General features: G+C 34.1%; 18 protein-coding genes and 1 pseudogene. 17 read left to right on the forward strand and 2 right to left on the reverse strand.

The window, feature by feature from the left end; genetic code table 11:
* The first annotated feature begins 26 nt into the window (after window positions 1–26).
* The 9 genes from AXE83_RS05300 to AXE83_RS05340 all read left to right on the forward strand — a co-directional run bounded on the left by AXE83_RS05300 (window position 27) and on the right by AXE83_RS05340 (window position 9,116).
* On the forward strand, window positions 27–524 hold the full coding sequence (locus tag AXE83_RS05300; protein WP_049509707.1) for a YkgJ family cysteine cluster protein: 498 nt from the start codon (window positions 27–29) through the stop codon (window positions 522–524).
* A 225-nt stretch (window positions 525–749) separates the two neighbouring features.
* Window positions 750–1,793 (forward strand): bifunctional glycosyltransferase family 2/GtrA family protein, encoded by a 1,044-nt coding sequence (locus AXE83_RS05305; RefSeq protein WP_060955693.1) that lies wholly within the window; start codon window positions 750–752, stop codon window positions 1,791–1,793.
* Window positions 1,790–2,701: a phosphodiester glycosidase family protein gene (locus AXE83_RS05310; RefSeq protein WP_060955694.1), complete on the forward strand. Its 912-nt coding sequence runs from the start codon at window positions 1,790–1,792 to the stop codon at window positions 2,699–2,701. Before AXE83_RS05305 ends, AXE83_RS05310 begins: the two co-directional genes overlap by 4 nt.
* A complete protein-coding gene (locus AXE83_RS05315) occupies window positions 2,682–3,128 on the forward strand; it encodes a hypothetical protein (protein WP_060956375.1) in 447 nt (148 codons plus the stop codon). The genes AXE83_RS05310 and AXE83_RS05315 overlap by 20 nt, the downstream gene beginning before the upstream one ends.
* Before the next feature lie 214 nt (window positions 3,129–3,342).
* The gene (locus AXE83_RS05320; protein ID WP_060955695.1) at window positions 3,343–5,355 is read left to right on the forward strand and encodes a glucosaminidase domain-containing protein; all 2,013 of its coding nucleotides are present in this window, start codon (window positions 3,343–3,345) and stop codon (window positions 5,353–5,355) included.
* Between the two features lie 76 nt (window positions 5,356–5,431).
* Complete coding sequence (gene imm40 / locus AXE83_RS05325) at window positions 5,432–5,749, forward strand: Imm40 family immunity protein (protein WP_190279302.1); 318 nt, start codon at window positions 5,432–5,434, stop codon at window positions 5,747–5,749.
* Between the two features lie 183 nt (window positions 5,750–5,932).
* Window positions 5,933–6,784 carry a ribosome biogenesis GTPase YlqF gene (gene ylqF, locus AXE83_RS05330; RefSeq protein WP_006148526.1) on the forward strand — a complete coding sequence of 284 codons (852 nt, stop codon included), beginning with the start codon at window positions 5,933–5,935 and terminating at the stop codon, window positions 6,782–6,784.
* Window positions 6,771–7,550: a ribonuclease HII gene (locus AXE83_RS05335; RefSeq protein ID WP_060955697.1), complete on the forward strand. Its 780-nt coding sequence runs from the start codon at window positions 6,771–6,773 to the stop codon at window positions 7,548–7,550. Before ylqF ends, AXE83_RS05335 begins: the two co-directional genes overlap by 14 nt.
* 15 nt (window positions 7,551–7,565) lie before the next feature.
* Complete coding sequence (locus tag AXE83_RS05340) at window positions 7,566–9,116, forward strand: ClC family H(+)/Cl(-) exchange transporter (protein ID WP_060955698.1); 1,551 nt, start codon at window positions 7,566–7,568, stop codon at window positions 9,114–9,116.
* A 508-nt stretch (window positions 9,117–9,624) separates the two neighbouring features.
* On the opposite strand, the pseudogene AXE83_RS05350 reads toward AXE83_RS05340, so the two are convergent.
* Window positions 9,625–10,262 (reverse strand): annotated as a pseudogene (locus AXE83_RS05350) (IS982 family transposase); the annotation flags it as partial.
* A gap of 524 nt (window positions 10,263–10,786) precedes the next feature.
* On the reverse strand, window positions 10,787–11,800 hold the full coding sequence (locus AXE83_RS05355; protein WP_060955699.1) for a hypothetical protein: 1,014 nt from the start codon (window positions 11,798–11,800) through the stop codon (window positions 10,787–10,789).
* A gap of 1,028 nt (window positions 11,801–12,828) precedes the next feature.
* Between AXE83_RS05355 and AXE83_RS05360 the strand changes: the two genes are divergently transcribed.
* The 8 genes from AXE83_RS05360 to AXE83_RS05390 all read left to right on the forward strand — a co-directional run bounded on the left by AXE83_RS05360 (window position 12,829) and on the right by AXE83_RS05390 (window position 20,773).
* Entirely contained in the window at window positions 12,829–13,836 is a 1,008-nt protein-coding gene (locus AXE83_RS05360; protein ID WP_000763879.1) for a DUF5677 domain-containing protein, read from the forward strand.
* Between the two features lie 526 nt (window positions 13,837–14,362).
* A complete protein-coding gene (locus AXE83_RS05365) occupies window positions 14,363–15,049 on the forward strand; it encodes a DUF3800 domain-containing protein (protein ID WP_000933618.1) in 687 nt (228 codons plus the stop codon).
* Entirely contained in the window at window positions 15,039–15,560 is a 522-nt protein-coding gene (locus AXE83_RS05370) for a hypothetical protein (RefSeq protein WP_000097857.1), read from the forward strand. Before AXE83_RS05365 ends, AXE83_RS05370 begins: the two co-directional genes overlap by 11 nt.
* Before the next feature lie 204 nt (window positions 15,561–15,764).
* The gene (locus AXE83_RS11195; protein ID WP_006151551.1) at window positions 15,765–15,905 is read left to right on the forward strand and encodes a hypothetical protein; all 141 of its coding nucleotides are present in this window, start codon (window positions 15,765–15,767) and stop codon (window positions 15,903–15,905) included.
* A gap of 661 nt (window positions 15,906–16,566) precedes the next feature.
* A complete protein-coding gene (locus AXE83_RS05375) occupies window positions 16,567–17,196 on the forward strand; it encodes a TetR/AcrR family transcriptional regulator (protein WP_000113543.1) in 630 nt (209 codons plus the stop codon).
* Between the two features lie 278 nt (window positions 17,197–17,474).
* Window positions 17,475–18,215 (forward strand): ABC transporter permease, encoded by a 741-nt coding sequence (locus tag AXE83_RS05380; RefSeq protein ID WP_000949747.1) that lies wholly within the window; start codon window positions 17,475–17,477, stop codon window positions 18,213–18,215.
* 135 nt (window positions 18,216–18,350) lie between these two features.
* Window positions 18,351–19,088, forward strand: coding sequence for an ABC transporter ATP-binding protein (locus AXE83_RS05385; protein WP_001244586.1), 738 nt, complete (start codon window positions 18,351–18,353; stop codon window positions 19,086–19,088).
* 2 nt (window positions 19,089–19,090) lie between these two features.
* Complete coding sequence (locus tag AXE83_RS05390; RefSeq protein ID WP_060955700.1) at window positions 19,091–20,773, forward strand: ABC transporter ATP-binding protein; 1,683 nt, start codon at window positions 19,091–19,093, stop codon at window positions 20,771–20,773.
* The last annotated feature ends 438 nt before the right edge of the window (window positions 20,774–21,211 follow it).

The raw sequence follows: 21,211 nt of genomic DNA on the forward strand, positions 1-21,211 counted from the left end.
TCAACATTAAAAATTAGAAAGAAACTATGTCAAAAGAAATCGATATCGAATATTATCACCAACTAGCCTTGCAAAAACAAAAAGAGCATCGGAAGTTTTTAGGAAATCTGAAAAAGAAAGCACCTAAAAATTTGGATAAAATTGCCCTTGAAATCCATCAAGAAGTTTTTACTGAAATTGATTGTACAGCCTGCGCTAACTGTTGCAAGAGTCTTGGTCCAGACTTCAAAGAAGCAGATATCACACGTATCGCAAAATACTTTAAAATGAAATTGCCAGCTTTTGAAGCTGAGTTTTTGCAAGTAGATGAAGACGGTGATAAAGTCTTTAAGTCAATGCCTTGTCCCTTCTTAGGAGGCGATAATCTTTGTTCCATCTACGACGTCCGTCCAAAAGCCTGTCGTGAATTTCCACATACTGACCGTAAGAAGATTTACCAAATCAATAATCTTACTATTAAAAATACCTTAACTTGTCCAGCAGCCTATCTCTTTGTTGAAAGATTAAGAGAGAAGATAGATTAAGAACTCTCGTTTTGTGATAAGATTCATCCTCAAATACAGTTACTATTTGAGGTTTTTTGTATATTTATTTTTATCTGAAAATTCAAACCATATTTCTTATTAAGCGATATGTCTTTTCTTTAAGCTTAAAGTTTTTTTAAACCTAATCTTAAAGAAAACTGATATAAGGTATCTTTAAGCGATGTTCTGTATAGTTATACCATCATCAAAGAAAGAGGTATCGATATGAACTACATAGTCATTCCAGCTTATCAACCAGATAATAAACTTATCAAACTCATCGAAAAAATTCACGAAAAGAGTGATTTTCATATCTTAGTCATAGACGACGGCAGTTCATCAGAGTGCCAAAAAATCTTTGATAAAGCAAAACAATTTGCTACTGTCATTCGTCACCAAGTGAATCAAGGTAAAGGGCAGGCTCTAAAAACAGCCTTTACTTATATCCAAGAACAAAATATTTATGGTACGGTTGTCACAGCAGATGCGGATGGACAGCACAAGGTATGGGATATTTTCCGCACGGCTAATAAAGCTTCCGAAAATCCAAACAAGCTAATCTTGGGTGTACGTGCCTTTTCTGGAAAAGTTCCCCTTCGTAGCCGTTTTGGTAACAGCTTAACCAAAGCTCTCTTTAAGCTTCAAACAGGAGTAGGAGTAACAGATACGCAGACAGGTCTTCGTGCATTTACGACAAACTTGATACCGTTTATGCTTAAGATTGAAGGTCAACGTTATGAATATGAGATGAATATGTTGCTCGAAGCAACGAAAGAATACGAGATTCTAGAAGTGCCTATTGAAACTGTCTATATCAACGATAATGAGGCTTCACACTTCCGTCCAATACAAGACGGGCTCATGATTTATAAAAATATTTTTAAATTTGCCTTATCATCTCTCAGTAGCTTTGTTGTAGACTATGTCGTTTACGCCCTAGCAATCTTGATTTCGCCGACAGTTCCGACGAGTCTACGAATCTTTCTAGCAAACGGAGTAGCTCGTGTGACTAGCTCTATTTTCAACTATTCTACAAATAAGAAACTAGTCTTTAAAAATGACGATAGCCTTGTGAAAACAGGGATGGGATACTTTGGTCTAGCAGTCGGACTCTTTATCTTAGACACGCTACTGATTCGTCTTTTCTTTACAGTCTTTGGTATCAACCTTCTGATTGCTAAAGTTATCGTCGGCATCCTTCTCTTCGCTGTTTCTTGGACAGTTCAGAAGAAATTCATCTTTAAGGAAAGGACATCAACTGTATTATGAAATTTTTAAAGAAACGCTATGCTTACGCCTCTGTTCTTGGCCTACTCTTGACAGGATCCTTTAGTTACTCAATGCTAAAGACCTTTGTCCTCGCTGAAACTATCTCGACAGTTGCCACAACTAGCACAAGTTCCAATGCTGCAGCAGCAAGTCAAGCTGCTAAAACAGCTACTGTCACTGACTCTAGTTATAAAGATGACAATATTACTGTCAATTTGTCTGAAACGACGGTCAATAATACCCAAGTCTACGTTGCTGATATTACTCTGAGCTCATCAGATTATCTGAAAACTGCCTTTGCTCAAAATGCCTACGGAACTAACGTAACTGCAAAAACCTCTGTAACCGCAGCTAACAACAATGCCATTTTAGCGGTAAACGGGGACTACTATGGTGCTAACTCTACAGGTTATGTTATCCGTAATGGAGTAGTTTATCGTGATACTGTTCGTGAAGATTCTAGTAATGGTGACTTAGCTATTTATAAAGACGGCTCTTTCAAGGTCATTTACGAAGATCAGATCTCAGCTGAGCAACTAGTTAATGACGGTGTCGTCAATCTCTTGGCATTTGGACCAGCCTTGGTCGAAAATGGTGAAATTGCAGTTGATACCAATACAGAAGTAGGACAAGCAATGGCTTCAAATCCTCGTACAGCTATTGGTATTATCGATGAAAACCACTATATCATCGTTGTTTCAGATGGACGTACATCAGAAAGTGAAGGTCTCTCTCTTTATCAGCTTGCTGAGGTCATGAAATCTTATGGAGCAAAAACAGCCTACAACCTTGATGGTGGTGGATCATCTACACTTTACTTCAACGGTCAGGTTATCAATAAACCAACGACTGGTGGAAACAAAATTTCAGAAAGGGCGGTGAGTGACATTGTCTACATTGGTTACTAATTTTGGAAAAAAACGATTTAAAAAAACGGTCATTTCTTATACACTAATCACTATTTTCTTCTTTGCATTTTCTAGAATTTATGAAGCTTTTAGTTTTGGAGAAACTTCTGTTCATATGCACTATTTATTTGCAGCACCTCTTGTAGGGGGGATTCTACTAGCAATCTTTCTCAAGGTTCTCCCTCATTTCTCTCGTATTAGTCTGAATCTATGGAATTCGGCAGTAGCGATTATTACAGCGGGTACACTTTTCCGAGGAATTGTCAATCTCTCAGGGCGTTCTACAACTCTGGATACACCCTACTGGTATGTTGGGATTGGTTTTGCAATACTAGCGATCGTCACTATTTTCATCAATCCAAACCTTTGGAAGAATTCTACTAAAGCAACCAAAACAAATCGCAAAGAAGTCTATGGTCAGGCATAATGTTATAAAAAAGTAGTCGTTCAGCTGATGTTCGACTACTTTTTATTGACTTTTATTTCTAAAATATTTTAAAAATATTACAAGTTCTTTTCTTCTGAAAGATACTACTTTTATATTTAACAGAATATTGTATAATATAGTGGATAATTACTGTTTTTTACACTATATATAGAAACATCAAATCCCCTATTTAGGTATTTGCAAGGAGAAAAGAATGAAAAAAATATTGCTGGCAAGTACAGTTGCCCTCTCTATGGCAGGTTTTGCAAAAACGACAGTCTATGCCGAGGATTCTCAAGCTACCAATAATGTTCAATCATCAGAAAAGATTGCTACGAATACAGTAAGCAATGAAAAGAAAAATCAAAGCGAAGCTGAAAAAGCAACTTCTCAAACTCCAGAGACCAAAGAACAACCTTCAAAAGAAACAGTAGTAGAGGTAGTTAACAAAGAGGGTTGGCAAAAAGAAAATAACCAATGGCGTTATTATGAGGATAATCAGCCCGTTTCAAATTGGAAAAAAATAGCGGGTGTTTGGTACTATTTTAATCAAGATGGCATCATGCTTAGTAATACTATCTTTAATGACTACCTATTGAATAATAGCGGTGCTTTGGCAGAATCTTCTTGGGTAAAAATTGACAACCAATGGTATTATGCCACTGAGGACGGGAAAGTTACTCGTAATAATTGGAAAAAGATAGCTGGTGTTTGGTATCGATTCGATGAAAATGGTATCATGATCAGCAATGCAGTTTACGATGATTATCTGTTCAAAGCAAGTGGTGTCTTAGCTGAAAATAGCTGGGTAAAAATTGGTGATAAATGGTACTACGGCGATCAAGAAGGAAAAATCAATCGTGACAAGTGGGCAAAGATTGATGGACAATGGTATCGATTTGATGAATCTGGTGTCATGCTAAGTGCTACTATTTATAAAGACTATCTTCTCAAGACTAGTGGAGCTATGGCAGAAAATGCCTGGGCAAAACTCGAAGATAAGTGGTATTATGCTACAGCATCAGGAAAAATTATTCGCGATAAGTGGGAGAAAATCAGCGGTTCATGGTACTATTTTAATAAAGACGGTGTCATGTTAAGTAGCCAATGGAAAGAGAAATACTATCTAAAAGATAGTGGCGCCATGGCTAAAAGCGAATGGATTTTCGATGAAAAATACAAGAGTTGGTTCTACCTCAAGTCGGACGGTACCTATGCTGAAAATCAATGGGTAGGTTCTTACTATCTCAAATCTTTTGGTTATATGGCCAAAAATGAATGGATTTTCGATAAGGACTACAACGCTTGGTATTATCTAAAAGAAGATGGAGTCTATGTAACTGGTAACTTCACCATTAATGGGAAAGACTATACTTTCCAAAGCAACGGAAAATGGATTACTGATTCAGCCTCATATTATAAAGTAAAACCTATTACAGCAAATGTATATAGCGCTTCTGGTGAGAAACTTAGCTATATTTCGCAAGGAAGTATTGTAGCGATTGATGGAGCTGAAGCCAAAGACGGTCGACTTCCGGTCAAAATTTCAGGCCTTTCAGGCTATATGAACAAGAGTGATCTAGTAGCAGTCAGCTCAGATAGTGACTTCATTCCTCACTATGCCACTGACGGTAATTATCTTTACCATGAGTTATCACCTTACGCAAGTATTCGTGTAGCACCTCATAGCTCATCAATGGCAATTGGTAAAAAATACTATTCAACTGATGGTATTAATTTTGAAAACTTTACAGTTGAAAATCCTTTCTTATTTAGAGATTTAAGAAAACCAAGCAATTACACAGCTGAAGAATTAGATAAAGTCTATTCTCTTATGAATATCAAGGGAAGTCGTCTGGCAGGTAAGGGTGCAATCTTTAAAGAAGCTGAAGAACGCTATCAGATCAACGCTCTCTATCTAATCGCCCATAGTGCCCTTGAAAGTTCATGGGGACGTAGCCAAATCGCTAAGGATAAAAACAACTTCTTTGGTATCGCTGCTTATGATACAACACCATATGATTCAGCTAAAAGCTTCGACGATGTTGACAAGGGCATCTTAGGTGCAGCCAAGTGGATTCGCGAAAATTACATTGATAATGGCAGAACTTACCTAGGAAATAAATCATCAGGTATGAACGTCCTCTATGCTTCAGATCCATACTGGGGAGAAAAAATTGCAAGCATCATGATGTCAATTAACAGCAAGCTTGGTGAAAAAGACTAAAAATTATTAAAATCGATAACGACTGTATAGTGGTTATCGATTTTGCTTATCAAGAGAAACTTGAAAAATGAACTTTATGAAACAGTATTTCGAGAATACAAATAAAAGAGGAATCGATCAACGTGACTTAGGGATTGATGCATATGCTTATGATTATTCAGTAATCCCAGACTTACTTGATAATCTCAAAGCCAATAATCAAATTATACTAGGTGGGGATGTTTTTTGCTACAAGAATGGCCAATTGACACATACTTATGATAATTGGTATTACGAAAAACAAGATCCAACTATTGATAGCAGGAAATCCATTTTCCAAACAGAAAAGTATATCAGCAACTATGTAAAAAATCATGGTGAACACTATTATTTTTCAATCGTTTTAGACAATTAGAAATTTCATTTGTGACTGATTTACTTAGAAAACATTTTACAATCGGCATTGAATCAAGCGTCAAATACGAGAAATCATGTTATAATAAAAGATAGTGATTTATTTTAGAAAAAGGATTTGTATTTAATTTTTGAAACTGGAAAAATAGATACAAATCCAATAAGAGAAAGGAATTATACTCTCATGGCAACTATTCAATGGTTTCCTGGACATATGTCCAAGGCGCGTCGTCAGGTTCAGGAAAATTTAAAATTCGTTGATTTTGTGACAGTTTTAGTAGATGCACGTTTGCCCTTGTCAAGTCAAAATCCGATGCTGACGAAAATCATCGGAGATAAACCAAGACTATTGATTTTGAACAAGGCAGACCTAGCAGACCCAGCATTAACAAAAGAATGGCGTCAGCATTTTGAATCACAAGGCATTCAAACACTGGCAATCAATTCTAAAGAGCAAATTACGGTAAAAGTCGTAACGGACGCTGCTAAGAAACTCATGGCAGATAAGATAGCTCGTCAAAAGGAACGTGGGATTCAAATCGAAACCTTACGTACCATGATAATCGGGATTCCAAACGCTGGTAAATCGACGCTAATGAACCGTTTGGCTGGTAAGAAAATTGCTGTAGTTGGTAACAAGCCAGGTGTGACCAAAGGCCAACAATGGCTCAAAACAAATAAGGATTTGGAAATCTTGGATACTCCAGGGATTCTCTGGCCAAAATTTGAAGATGAAACTGTTGCTCTTAAACTTGCTCTTACAGGAGCGATCAAGGATCAGTTGCTTCCAATGGATGAAGTGACGATTTTCGGACTCAATTACTTTAAAACACATTACCCTGAAAAGCTTCAAGAACGTTTTAAACAAATGAATCTGGACGATGAAGCTCCTGAAATTATCATGGACATGACTCGTATCCTTGGTTTCCGTGATGATTATGATCGCTTTTACAATCTCTTCGTCAAAGAAGTTCGTGATGGAAAACTAGGCAATTATACATTAGATACATTGGAAGACCTCAATGGCAACGATTAAAGAAATAAAAGAAGAATTAGCAAATATAACCGAACTTAATAGTCCTCTGTTTAAGGAATTTGAAACAGATTCTCGTTCAGGTGTCCAAAAAGAAATTGAAAAGCGCAAAAAAGCTATTCAAGCTGAAATTGATGAAAATCTGCGCTTAGAAGGCATGTTATCTTATGAAAAAGAGCTTTACGAGAATGGAATAAGCTTCATTGCAGGTGTAGATGAGGTTGGACGTGGTCCGCTAGCTGGTCCAGTGGTGGCTGCTGCAGTGATTTTACCTCAAAATTGTAAAATTAAAGGTTTAAATGACAGTAAAAAAATTCCTAAGAAAAAACACGAGGAGATTTTTCAGGCTGTCAAAGAGAATGCCCTAGCAATCGGTATTGGGATTATGGACAATCATGTCATTGACCAAGTCAATATCTACGAAGCGACGAAACTAGCCATGAGGGAAGCTATTTATCAGCTTGAGCCTCAACCAGAGCACCTCTTGATTGATGCTATGAAGTTGGACTTGCCGATTTCTCAGACATCCATCATAAGAGGGGATGCGAACTCCTTATCTATTGCAGCAGCATCGATTATAGCTAAAGTTACCAGAGATAAGATCATGGCTAACTATGACGAAGAATTTCCAGGCTATGATTTTGCTCAAAATGCTGGCTATGGAACTGCTAAGCATCTAGAAGGAATTGAAAAGCACGGTGTCACACCTATTCATCGCACCAGTTTTGAACCGATTAAAACGATCGTTTCAGAAACTAGTAAAAAATAATTAAAGGAGAGAATTATGGAGGAACAATCGGAAATACTTAGTTCCAAGAAAGAATTTGCCTTCGCGTCCAGTACGATCTTAGCTCAAGTAGGGCGAGGTATTATTGTCGGATTAGTCGTAGGACTTATTGTAGGATCATTTCGATTTTTGATCGAAAAAGGCTTTCATATCGTTCAAGGATTTTATCAAGACCAAGAGAATCTGATACGGAATCTATTGATCATTTTATTGTTTTATATCCTCATTTGCTTACTTAGTGCCAAATTAACACGTTCAGAAAAAGATATCAAAGGTTCTGGTATTCCTCAAGTTGAAGCGGAGTTAAAAGGTCTCATGTCTCTCAACTGGTGGAGTGTCCTCTGGAAGAAATACATTCTAGGTATCTTGGCCATTGCGAGTGGGCTCATGCTCGGTCGTGAAGGTCCCAGTATTCAGCTAGGTGCCGCTGGAGGAAAAGGAATTGCTAAATGGCTCAAGTCTAGCCCTGTTGAGGAGCGTTCTTTGATTGCTAGCGGAGCTGCTGCTGGACTTGCTGCAGCTTTTAATGCACCTATTGCAGGACTCCTATTTGTAGTAGAAGAAGTCTACCATCATTTTTCACGATTTTTCTGGGTTTCTACCTTGGCTGCTAGTCTAGTAGCAAACTTCATTTCTCTTCTTATCTTTGGCTTAACACCTGTACTTGATATGCCGGACAATATCCCTCTCATGAACTTGAGCCAATATTGGATTTATCTGGTGATGGGAATTTTTCTAGGACTCTCAGGTTTTCTCTATGAAAAAGCCGTTCTGAATGTCGGAAAAGTATATGATTGGATTGGGAAAAAGGTTCACATTGACAAAGCTTATCATCCAATTTTTGCTTTTATCCTGATTATTCCTGTGGGAATATTCCTACCTCAAATACTTGGTGGGGGCAATCAGGTTGTCTTATCCTTAACAGAACAAGATCATAGTTTCCAAATTCTCTTAGTTTACTTCATCATTCGTTTTATCTGGAGTATGATTAGTTACGGAAGTGGACTACCAGGTGGTATTTTCTTACCAATTTTAGCTTTAGGATCCTTACTTGGAGCTCTGGTCGGTGTTATTTGTGTCAATCTTGGCCTTGTTACCCAGCAGCAATTTCCTATCTTTGTGATTCTTGGAATGAGTGGGTATTTTGGGGCCATCTCAAAAGCACCTTTGACAGCTATGATTCTTGTGACTGAGATGGTCGGTGATATCCGCAATCTCATGCCTTTAGGGATGGTGACCCTAGTTGCCTATATTGTTATGGATCTGCTTAAAGGGGCGCCAGTCTATGAAGCCATGCTGGAGAAAATGTTACCAGAAACCGCAAGTGACGATGGTGAAGTCACTCTTATTGAAATCCCAGTTTCTGATAAGATAGCTGGTAAGCAAGTACATGAACTCAATTTACCTCATAACGTACTCATCACAACCCAAGTACATAATGGGAAAAGTAAGACAGTTAATGGATCTACAAGGATGTATCTAGGTGATATGATTCATCTCGTAATTCCAAAAAGTGAAATTGGAAAAGTGAAAGATTTGTTGTTGTAGGATTGTTTTTTTTACATAACTTATGTTATGTCTCGTATATAGTTTGTCTAAAATTAGTAATTAAAAAGATAGACCGTGTCATATGAATCAAAACTCGATTCCTAAATAATGGTATCGAGTTTTTATATTTTATTCTAATGAACTGTAGAAGCTTTAGAAATTTTTTAAGTCAATAAATTAATGATCAATAATTCACTTAGCGAATCTAGTCGTTTTTTAGAAAACTAAAAGTTTATGTACAATTGACTTAACGTGAGCTAAACTATTGATACAACTGAATTAGAAGCATAAAGTACATTCTTTAAGGAGTGTACTTTATTTTTATTTTGTACATTATTTTGAAGTGTTATTTTGTATTTTTTCTAGTTCATAACATCATCTGATTTAAGGAATTGATTTGTACATTTTTACTCTAATAGGTGCAGAAGAAGTAGTGGTTCAATTGTACATTTTTTGCTACTCATTTAAGGTCTTATTGATAGTAAGATATAGATTTTTACTCGTGGTGCTAGTTAATCTCAAAGTATCTCAGATTATAAGTCAGTACAATTTGCTCCATTCTCAACTGCAATCCTGTTAAGCCTCTAGCTAGTGTTTGTTCGACATCAAAAAAAGCACAAAGTTCTGAAAATCGAGTTTCAATAGTCCGTCTCATAGCCATTAGTTTCCAATGATTATGTTGTTTAGCTCTTGCCATATTTTGACGTAAAGGCGTCCAAAGATGAGATGGTAACCTTTCTGTTTCAACTGTTCTCTGAGTTCATAGCTAAGATAAGCTAAATCAGCTAAAACATAGGGTTGAGAACAATTTTCTAGTAAGTCATCAATTGCCCTAATATCATGTACTGAGGCAGGCGTTACAACATAATTCAGAATATAGCCTGATAGGGTGACCAGCATATGTACTTTGAATCCATAGACCCAAAGGTGCTTAGAGGAATTGTAACCAATGTCGGCTAGTTCATTAAAAACATGTGCACTATGGTTACGGACTGGTTGACAAAGTGATAAGGGGAAACTATCTATGATGACAATGTTATTGGGAGAAATTTGAGTATTTATGGCTTGCCGAATAATTTGGACTAACCAAATCAACTGCCTTGACCATCGATTAAACCGACTTCTTTTAAGGAGACACCCACAAGGATTCTTGTTTAGAAGCACCGAATCAATCAAGAAGGAGCATCCTGAGGTTCCGGCATTTGAAGAATATGATGAGCTGCTTGCAGAAATTAAAAAAAACCTATAATAAGGCATGAGATGACCCTCAAAGTCAGACTTTTATCCCAGTGTTTTTCGCTGGGATTTTTTAATTGCTATAATACCTTGTGCAAAATAGTCGTATATATCAAAATCAGAGTCACGTTACCTACTATTAGGCCGAAAGTCGCAAGTATTGTCTTTGATGTACCTGGCTTAAAATCTGCGCTAATTGAATATGGCCAAAAGCATATCATTGGGAAAACGGCTATTAACACGCATACATAGGTAGGAAAGTTTGTCCAAAGAAAGCGTGTCGTCTCTAACCAGTGCCCCCATGAAGGTATCATTATTTTGGTTATAGTGAAAAGTATGCATATAAGGTGGATCACTAGAAGATAAATAGCATACTTTGGCTTACTTAGTACTTTTTTCTTTTTCATTTTGCCTAATTATCCCTGCAAATTCTTCTATCGCTCTGCTGCAATATTAGAACTAAAATTAAAATTAACTATATCATTATTCGAATCAAGGTCTAAATTCATAAAATAATGATTCCAAAAGATTTCATTGTTACCTGCTCCCCACTGCACGCCATAATGACCCAAATATTCATCTCTTGGCTCGCTTGGAGTCAGCCATATTTTTTTCCCAAATACTTTCGTGAACTCGTTTTCGTCAAGCTTCTTTAGCAAATCTATACCATCTATATTATATGAAATTCCATATTTTGTGGCAACAGCTGTGCACTCAGAATCGAAGCAAACCTGCGTAACTACACAGTCCTTCAGCTCCGTACTCTTCCTCTTATCTCCGTAAATACCTATACATCCGAGAACTACATTCTTCTTTACAAGAAGATAGGTAGATCGCGTAATTGCTGAGTCATATGACTTAAAGCCGTTTGGTATGCTAACCCCAGCTCCTTGGTATTTAGTATAGCTTCCCGTTGTCAAAAGCTCGTTATAATTAGGATAATCATGTCTACCATTTGACACATAAATTTCAAACCCCTTGTCTATCAAATCCGAAATCTTAGTCTCTGTAAGATGAATTTCAGTTTCGTCAATTTTAAGTGGAGGTGCGTTATCAGGTAGACCTATAATTATATATACAAACATCAAAAACACGAATACCATAAGCACTGCAACGATACCTATCCAAGATTTCCCGGTTCTCCTTCGTGCATTGAAAAGCGACATTATAGAAGGCGTGATAATAGCAGCACCAATTGGTGCCGCCCCATGACGGAACATGCTCATGACCCTAAAGGCAATTACAGCGCTAATTAGTATTAAAACTATGTGCACTGCATACTCTCCTACGCTTAGCTTACTCGTCCTAGTCTGATTATTGGCTGGGGCATCGTACACTGGAACACCGTTCTCAAAGGTGTTCTTCATTCTAAAACGCAGCCAAATCAATATTCCAATAAACACAATTGCCAAGAACACTAGCATTCCGATAAAAACTAATTTTTCCATCTGTAACCTTTTCTCAGACCTAATTATCGTCCATCAAAATTCATATCTAGTCTACCACATTTTGAAATTGTTTTACAATATTTACATACTTGTGCACGAATCAAAAATGTATACAAGCTTTTCAGAGTATTTATTCTTTACACCTCTTTTCCGCTATGTTAAAATTGTATTAAGTTTAATACTTGTTTTATTCTAAACGTGCGCATCATTTTAGCGCAAAAAACAAATTTAATTCCGTTGTTTGAGTGGGATTATTTAAATAACCTTCTAATAGCAAGTCCAACTGAAATCACAGAGTTGAGTAATATGTCTGTCTGTATAGTGGATATGCTAGGAAAAACCAGATCATCGTTATAAAATTTAAGTTAAAGAAAGACTGACATACAGAAAGCGAAATGAAAAGGCATGTTCGATTTGCAAAGGTTTAAGAAGAAAACAGGAGCATTTTGTTAGATTAAAGATGTAATAGAATATTAAAATCAAACAAGCTAAAAACACTCTAAAGATCATTAAATTTATATTAAAGTGTTTTTTATTGTCAAAATGTACATTTGAAAAATTTTTAGTTTTTTTTGGTTATATTTATAGTTAGTTAGGCAAGCCCAAAAAACTAAAAGTTTATGTACAATTGACTTAACTAGAGCTAAACCATTGATACAACTGAATTAGAAGCATAAAGTACATTCTTTAAAAAGTGTACTTTATTTTTATTTTGTACATTATTCTGGAGTGGTATTTTGTATGTTTTCTAGTTCATAACATCATCTGATTTAAGGGATTATTTTGTACATTTTTTACTCTAATAAGTGCAGAAGAAGTGGTGGTTCAATTGTACATTTTTTTAAAACTTATTTATGTTCCTACTTAACACAAGATATAGATTTTTATTTTGTTGATGGTATAATTAATGATAGATGATGCGCTATTTCTAAACGTAAAATACAAGATTTTCTAATTTATTTTCTTTTAGACTAGAAGATTATTGCAATAAATACTATGTATAAACTATTAAAAAGGTAGGAGCTATAATGGCCGATAAATTTGGACAGTTTTTTAAAGATACACTAAAAGAAATTCTCGTAGAACATGTAAAAGAATTAAAAAATCAATCTGAAATTGATAAATTTTATGAAAAATATGAAAAGGCTGATTTTTCAGGATTATATCTAGAAATGATTAATGACACTTCAAATCAAATGGTAAGAGATGCTAAGATGATAATGCATGAGAATACGTTACTGTTTAGAGGAGAGGAAACAGAAATAATTGCAAGAATAGAGCAAAAGTGGTCTAATGCGTTTGCTACATCTGAGACCATGTATATGATGGTTCTTGAATCTGTAAAAGATTATTCTGATTATGTAAATAAAATTGATAACAAGGAGAGAGAAAAATCTATTCATAAATACACAGCCTTAAAATACATACACGGAAGAGGTCTACAACAATTTTTAGAGATAATCACTTTAATGAAAAATGGATTTGCTGATGGTGCGTATTCTAGATGGCGTTCACTTTACGAATTAAATATTATTGCGTCGTTTATTTCAGAATATGGAGAGGAAGTTGCTGAAGCTTATATTTCATCACATAATACAGAAGATCGTTATGAATGGGCAAGAGCTTGTGGTGAATTTAGTCCTAAAAAGAGATATATAAGTTTTGACGATATCAGAAAAAAATCCAATTTCCCATCAGAATTATGGCAACAACCATATCGAATCTCTAATGAAGTCACACATGCATCATCACAAGGCACATTTAATCGATTAGGTCTAATGGACGGGGAAGAGAAAATAAGTGTAGGGCATACTGATTATGGACTAACAATACCTGGTGAACACTCTGCTATAACAATAGCGCAACTTACGGGGTTGCTTTTGATGGTATATCCATCTGGTGATTCTATAATAGCTGCAAAAATGCTAAATAAGTGGATTGATGTGGTAAGAGAGCAATATTTTAAAACACATGACTATATTTTTCCTGATGAACCCAAATTATGGAATAATGAAAAAAATTTAAGTCTAAGATAGATATTTGATAGAATAAAAAAGTACAAAAAATTAAAATTATTTTTATTAAAGACTCAGCAAAACACAATATATTGTTTTTTTTATTTGTATACATAAAGTTTTCATTGAAAATTACTACATGTTAAAACTAAAAAATTTTGTACTTTTCCCGAGACAGTGGATAAACCCTTGATACAACTGAGTTTAAGGAGTAATGTAGACTATTTGAAAAATGTACTTTATTTTATTATGTAAAATTGAAAAAGCTAGAATAACGTTCATCGTGGTATCTATATTGTAGTCCATTAGGAGATTTTTTAATGTATATTTTAGAAGAAAGTTTGGTGAAGTTGATGAAGAGCAAAAGTACATTTTTAGGTATAGAAAAACAGACACCGAAGTAAGATGTCTGTTCTCCAATCTATTTTAGATTATTGTTCTTAAAAATACATACTAATTCTTGAAGAATAATCCTTTGTAAGTCTTAGTTTTACTGGGGGTTCGTGGTATAATAGAATTATTACTACAAAAATTAGGAGTTATTAAGATGCTCAACTTATATTGTGATGAGTCTTGTCATTTGGAAAATGATGGTGAGAGTGTAATGTTAATAGGAGGGATTTCTTGTCCAGACTATGTAAGGAATATTGTCTATAAGGAGATAAAAGAAATAAAAAGAAAACACGGTATTTCTTCACGTTCTGAAATAAAGTGGAGGAAAGTTTCAAATTCTAAAATTACCTTTTATGAAGATCTTGTAAATTATTTTTTTGATAATGAGCATCTTAATTTTAGAGTAGTTATAATAGACAAAAATAAATTAAACCATAAGAAATATAATCAAACCCACGATGATTTTTACTATAAGCAGTACTTTTATTTAGTAAGAAAATTTCTCTTTGAGGATGATGTTAACGTTTTTATAGATATAAAAGACACAAATAGTATTTTAAAAGTTAACAAGTTAAAGAATATTCTTGAAAACTGGAAGCAGTCACCCAAACATATCAAAAATATTCAACAAATTCGCTCTCATGAAAACTCAATAATGCAATTAGCTGACCTATTGATAGGGGCAGTAGCTTATAAAAATAGGAGCTTTGAAAGTAGTTTAGCTAGAATCAGGCTAAGTAATTTAATCTCTAATAGAGCTAAGCATGAGTTAACAACGAATACAAAGTATAACGCAATAAAATTCAATATTTTTAAAATGGAGTTAAGTGATGAGCAGTAACGTAACAGATTTTTGTCCTATCCTTCCTCCGAAGATAACACTTGATCAATTTAATGGTGACTATGCTCTTTATGATGATTTTTTATATGAGAATGTATTTTTAGAGCAATTGTTCAACTTCAAGATAACTTTTAGAGGGAAATTTGTCGAGTTAAAGTCGTATCCGTATTTTGAAGGTAAAGAAGATAGTTATTTTCATCTTACCTGTAAAAATTTTGATATAGATTCAGAAGAACGAGAACCTGATTTAAGAAGGAGCGAAAGATTATGTTGGTTAAGACCTGCAATAGAAACGGATCATAACAAGATTTGCAAACAAGATTGTTTCTTAATATATGAACGACCGTATAAAAAATCTAATAGAATATTTTTATTAGATCCAGTAGATCGCTATTTTATTGTACTTGAAGAAAGACCTAGTTACTATTTATTGATAACAGCATTTTACATACACTATGATAATGTACTTCGAAAGAAACTGAAAGAATACGATAAATATAAAACTAACTGAGAAAAACAGAAAACGTCCCTATGATTAGGGACGTAATCGCAATCTCCTTCAACAACTTGGTCGATGAGTTAACTATATTATACCAAAACTATAAAATATTGCAAGTATTTAATTAACAGACAGCAATAATTTCAGAGATATTCTCCCAAATGTCCAAATGGATATCTCTATTCCCGCATGAAATTTATTTACAAAGAGTACATTATGGACTTACAAGAACTTTACGACAACCTATCAACTGAGTTAAACACTCTTGGTATTCGGTTAGATAAAAATATTTACCAAGGAATGCAAAAAGAATCGCTAAAAGGATTTCTTAGTGACTTTGAGAAGCCGGTGTATTAGGCACACCTTTGAAGTCAACTCAAGGATGTAGAATCTTTGGATAGCTATCAGAGATTGTTAGATGGGACTGATGACCGCCAATCTGATTATGTTAAGCAATCCATTCAGCGCTTTTACACGGAGTTTGTTGAATCAATCAGGGATGAATTATATTAAAGAACACTGATGACAAAAAGTCTGGCAAATTCCTTGTCAGACTTTAACTATATGATTTTAGTAAAGTATATTCTCACTAAAATTCAGGTTTAATAAATTTCCAGTTTTCACTTTGATAGGGTAGACTTTAGGATATTTTTGTTCCAAAAAAAAACTAAAAGTTTATGTACAATTGATTTAACTAGAGCTAAACCATTGATAAAACTGAATTAGAAGAATAAAGTGCACTCATTAAGTAGTGTACTTTATTTTTGTTTTGTACATTTTTTGTTGATGGCTTAATCAATACTACATCTCTATCAGGCAATTCAGACTCCATTTAGTCCTCTAAAACCCATGTTGAGTGTGTATCTTTGCTGGTAAAAGCTTAGAAACCTTGTAGCGAAGTAATAATGAAAAGCCTTTATTATAAAGGTTTTTCATATTCCAATAAAGAACTTGACATTATTAGTTACTTCCACTACAATAGAATTACATACCATTGGTATGATAGAAAGGGACTGGAATGGCAAGAAATAGAAACTCACATGAAACTAGACAAAAAATACTAGAGGTCTCTAAAAATTTATTTTTAGAAAAAGGATTTGATAATACGTCAATACAAGATATCATAGATGGGTTAGGTGGATTAACAAAAGGTGTTATCTATCATCATTTTGAGTCTAAATACGATATACTGCAAACAATCATTAGCGAAAATAATCAAGAAATTTTAAATTATAATTGGAGAGGAAATACTGGGTTAGAAAAGATACAAAATTCTTTGATGGACTCTTTCTCTAATTTTGAACACCAAAGGCTCGTTTACTCTGCCTCAATCATGCTTAGAAGTCCACGTTTGTTAGGAGAGCAGTATCTAGGTCTATTTTCTGATTTTTTACCCGAAATTAGAGAAAAAGTTTACGAAGGAGTTGAAGATGGGTCTATTAAAACAGAATATCCAGAAGAGCTAGCAGATTTAATTGTTTTAACTCTAAATATTTGGATTGGTTTTCAAATTTCCGTTTTTTCATTAGTAGAATTAAAGCGCAAAATGAATTTCATTAAACTTACTTTTGAAGGTCTAGGGGTACAGTTAATTTCTGATGAAATGATGGAGGTGATTTTCAACTTATTTGATCACTTAAAAAAATAGTAAATAAGTAGTCGCATGACATTCTTGTTAATACTAATTTCTATTTATGTATTATCAATTGAATAAACTATATTACATAATTTATAATTTAAAAATAACACACTTAAAGTGTGTTATTAAAAATCCACTATACATACCGTAGGTATGTTTATTTTTCAGTGTAGCCATACCGATAGTATGTATGGTGTAATTGTCTGAAAAATAAGCTAATTTTTAAATATTTGTTGAGATTAGTTTGAATAGTTTACTCTTTATTTACACTTTGGAGGAAAGAATCTATGTTATCGCTTATTAAAATTGAATTAAATAAAATTTCTAAACCTAAATTATTTTTAGCCTGGTTGTGTACTATTTTTATAGTGTTAGGCATTACAGCAATCATTATTATGGGTTTAGGTACTGACAATAAACTAGGAGAATTCGCTGGTCAGGATTCTAATGTTATTAGAGTTACTGGTAAATGGGAAGGCTGGGCAATTGTAGCTTCATTGTTTTCATCTTTATTTACAAAAGCAGCATTTTTGATTTTCGAATCTTATTTATTATCTACGATTATCATTGATGAATTTAAACGAAGAACAATTTTTCAGTTGTTTTCTTACCCTATTTCTAAAATAAAGTTACTATGGGGAAAAATTCTTTTAGTCATCCTAATATCATTTATTGCCCATTTTTCTGCACATTTAGTTATTCAAATATTCATTAGATTCATGGCTGTTGTAACTGAATCTAGTTGTATCCCTGTAGCTAATCAATTAATTAACTTAGCTGGAATTACGTTTGGAACAGTACTAATAGGGTTATTACCATTTGTTTTAGGTATGATTAAGCATTCAACAGCTATAACAATGCTTACAGGACTTGGTTTAGCAGCATTACTTTCGAATGCCAGTCCAGGAAGTTTATCTAATAATATTGCTGATAACTTATTCTTTTTGATATTTGCAAGTTTCATAAGTTTAATGATTACTTCATTTTCAATTTATAATATTTCAAGACAAGATATTAGTATCAAGTAGCATAGCTGAATTTAATTGAAGGAATGTGATAATTCCTTGATGATTTCTATAAAAAAAGAGGCTGTATAAGTTGGTATTTATGCTCCAGGAGAAAAATTCTTTCATTTAAAGCTGGATATAGAAAGAGAGATAGAAATGAGAAATATTGTTGAAATAAAAGAAGTTTTTAAAACAATTGATAAAGAAGAAATTTTAAGTGGTATCAACCTTCAAATTGCTGAAGGAGAAATCTATGGTTTTTTAGGACCGAACGGTGCTGGAAAAACAACGTTAATGAAATGTATGTTAACCTTATCAACAATTACATCAGGTAGTATTGAAATTTTTGGGAAAAATCTACAAGAACACAGAGAAGAAATCCTAAGTCAGATTGGAAGTATTATTGAATCACCAATTTTTTATGATAATTGCACTGCAAAAGAAATTTTGGAAATTCACGCTCAATATATGGGGAAAAATATTATTGAATCAGATATAAAAAAAGCCTTAAGAATGGTCGGCTTAAAAAATACGACTAAAAAAGTAAAAGATTTTTCGTTAGGAATGAGGCAAAGGCTTGGTTTAGCTCGTGCCTTTCTAACAAAACCTAAATTGTTAATTTTAGATGAGCCAATCAATGGTTTAGATCCAATAGGGATTCAAGAAATTCGAAATCTTTTGTTGTCGCTTTCTAAGGAGCATGGAATTACTATTCTAATATCGAGTCATATATTATCGGAAATTTCACAGATAGCAGATAAAATTGGCTTTATCAAAAATGGAGAAATTGTAGAACAGGTTTCTATGAAAGAGATTAGGAGAGAGAATATTGACTTAGAAGAATATTTTATGTCACATTTTCTAAATGAAATTAAGAATTATGAGGTAGATTAAGGATGAAACAATTGATAAAGAACCATCAGAAGGCTTTTTATGCTTTCATGATATTTAATATACTGGTCCCTTTAACTAATATTGCTTTTGCTTATTCTATTAAAGGTATTATTGATAGTGGCATGTCCCAAAATAAAGAAGCCTTAACTCAAGCGGTACTAGTAGGAGCTACTGTTATTTTCATCTATGCAGCACTCAACTTTATATCTCTTCGATTGAGAAATAAACTTGTTAGGCAAATCATGTCAAGATACAAAAACAAGGTGTTCCAATCTATTTTAGATAGGGATTATAGAGACTTTTCTAAAGAAAAATCAGGGAAATTTATTTCCGTATTAACCGAAAATATGAAGAAAATTGAGCAAGATTATCTATACCAGTATTTTAATATTTCAAAAAACCTTTCCTTAATGATTTTTTCACTTCTAACTATGTTTATAGGTAATTGGTTTTTGACCTTATTAGTTATCATTGCTAGCATCATTCCGATGATGATTTCAGGATTTATTGGACAAAAATCAGCCTCTTTACAAAATAGAGCTATGGTTGCCGATCAGAAGTATTTAGCTAAGGTTAAAGATATTTTAGCAGGATTTCTTGTTATTAAAAGTTTTAATGTGAAAGATGCTATCTGTGAGGATTATAGTCATGAAAGTGAAAAATTTGATGAAATAAATTTTATAAAAGGGAAATTTGACGTTTTAACTAATGTTACTTCACAGCTTTCAGGGATGATTGTTTTTTTGGTAGCCTTTGGTGGAGGGATGTATCTCGTATTTAATAGCTCTACCACAATTGGGAGTGTAACAGCTATTGTTCAACTGGTCAATTTTGTAGTAATGCCACTGAATGAAGTTGGAATGGGAATAAGTAAATTTCGTGAAGGTCAGGCAACACTAGATGCATTTGAGGTAAAAGATGTAACTGAGCTTCAGACTGGTGAAACAAAAGAATATTTCGATGATGTTATTTCTTTTTCAAATATAGACTTTTCTTACCCTAATACTAAAGAAAAAATTTTTAACCATTTATCTTTGAAGATTCAAAAAGGAGAAAAAATTGCAATTGTTGGAATGTCAGGGAGTGGGAAATCAACTTTGCTCAATCTATTACTGCGTTTTTACGATGTAACAAGTGGGCACATCTCCATTGATAATATAGATTTGCAAGCTATTTCAGCAGAGAGCCTTTATAACTTAATGACAATTGTTCAACAAGACGTTTATATCTTTGATGATACTTTAAGAGCAAATATTACTCTTAATCAATCCTTCACTGATGAGGAAATAAAGCAAGCTGTACAGCAGTCGGGTTTAGAAAGTTATGTTTTAGAAAATGAATCTGGTCTACAAACTTTATGTGGAGAGAATGGCTCAAATCTATCTGGCGGACAAAAACAAAGAGTTAGTATTGCGCGTGCCTTGATTCGAAAAACACCAATCTTATTATTGGATGAGGCTACTTCATCTTTGGATAATCAAGTAACTACTGAAATTGAAAGTTCAATCTTGGATATTCAAAATTTGACTGCACTTGTAGTAACCCACAAGTTGAATGAGAACATTTTGAAAAAATACGATAGAATTCTCTTTATGAAAGATGGCGTTATTGTTGAAGATGGTTCTTTCAGTGATTTGATGGATAGGAGAGGTGAGTTTTATAAGTTGTTTGAGTTGAGTGTGTAATTCTCTTTCATTTTATAGTATAATTTTATAAAACACTCTATCCTTTTCGTTCTATAATATATAAGCTTGCTAGCACCACATGTTGAGGCGGTAAGTTTGCTAGTCAAGGAGTAAAACGACGAAGATTAGCATTTACTTCCGCCCATGCGATAGCTGTCCGTGATTGACAAGTGCTAGCACGCAGACAGAACGGAGATAGCGAACCGCTGAGTGTGTCGCTCTGCTCGTAAAAGCTTAGAAACCTTTGAACGAAAGGGATAATGAAAGCCTTGATTGCAAGGCTTTTTGCTTTATGGTGGGTAAGTATCAGAGTGAGAAAATTTTTGGAATGAGTAGAAGTGATAGCTAGAAATTATCAGTTTCTATTTCCATTTACCCTGTGGGTACGTGTTTGTTTCCATTGACAAGGAGTTTGTGGGAATAGAAATGTACCCACCT

The sequence above is a fragment of the Streptococcus sp. oral taxon 431 genome, assembly GCF_001553685.1.
Lineage (GTDB): Bacteria > Bacillota > Bacilli > Lactobacillales > Streptococcaceae > Streptococcus.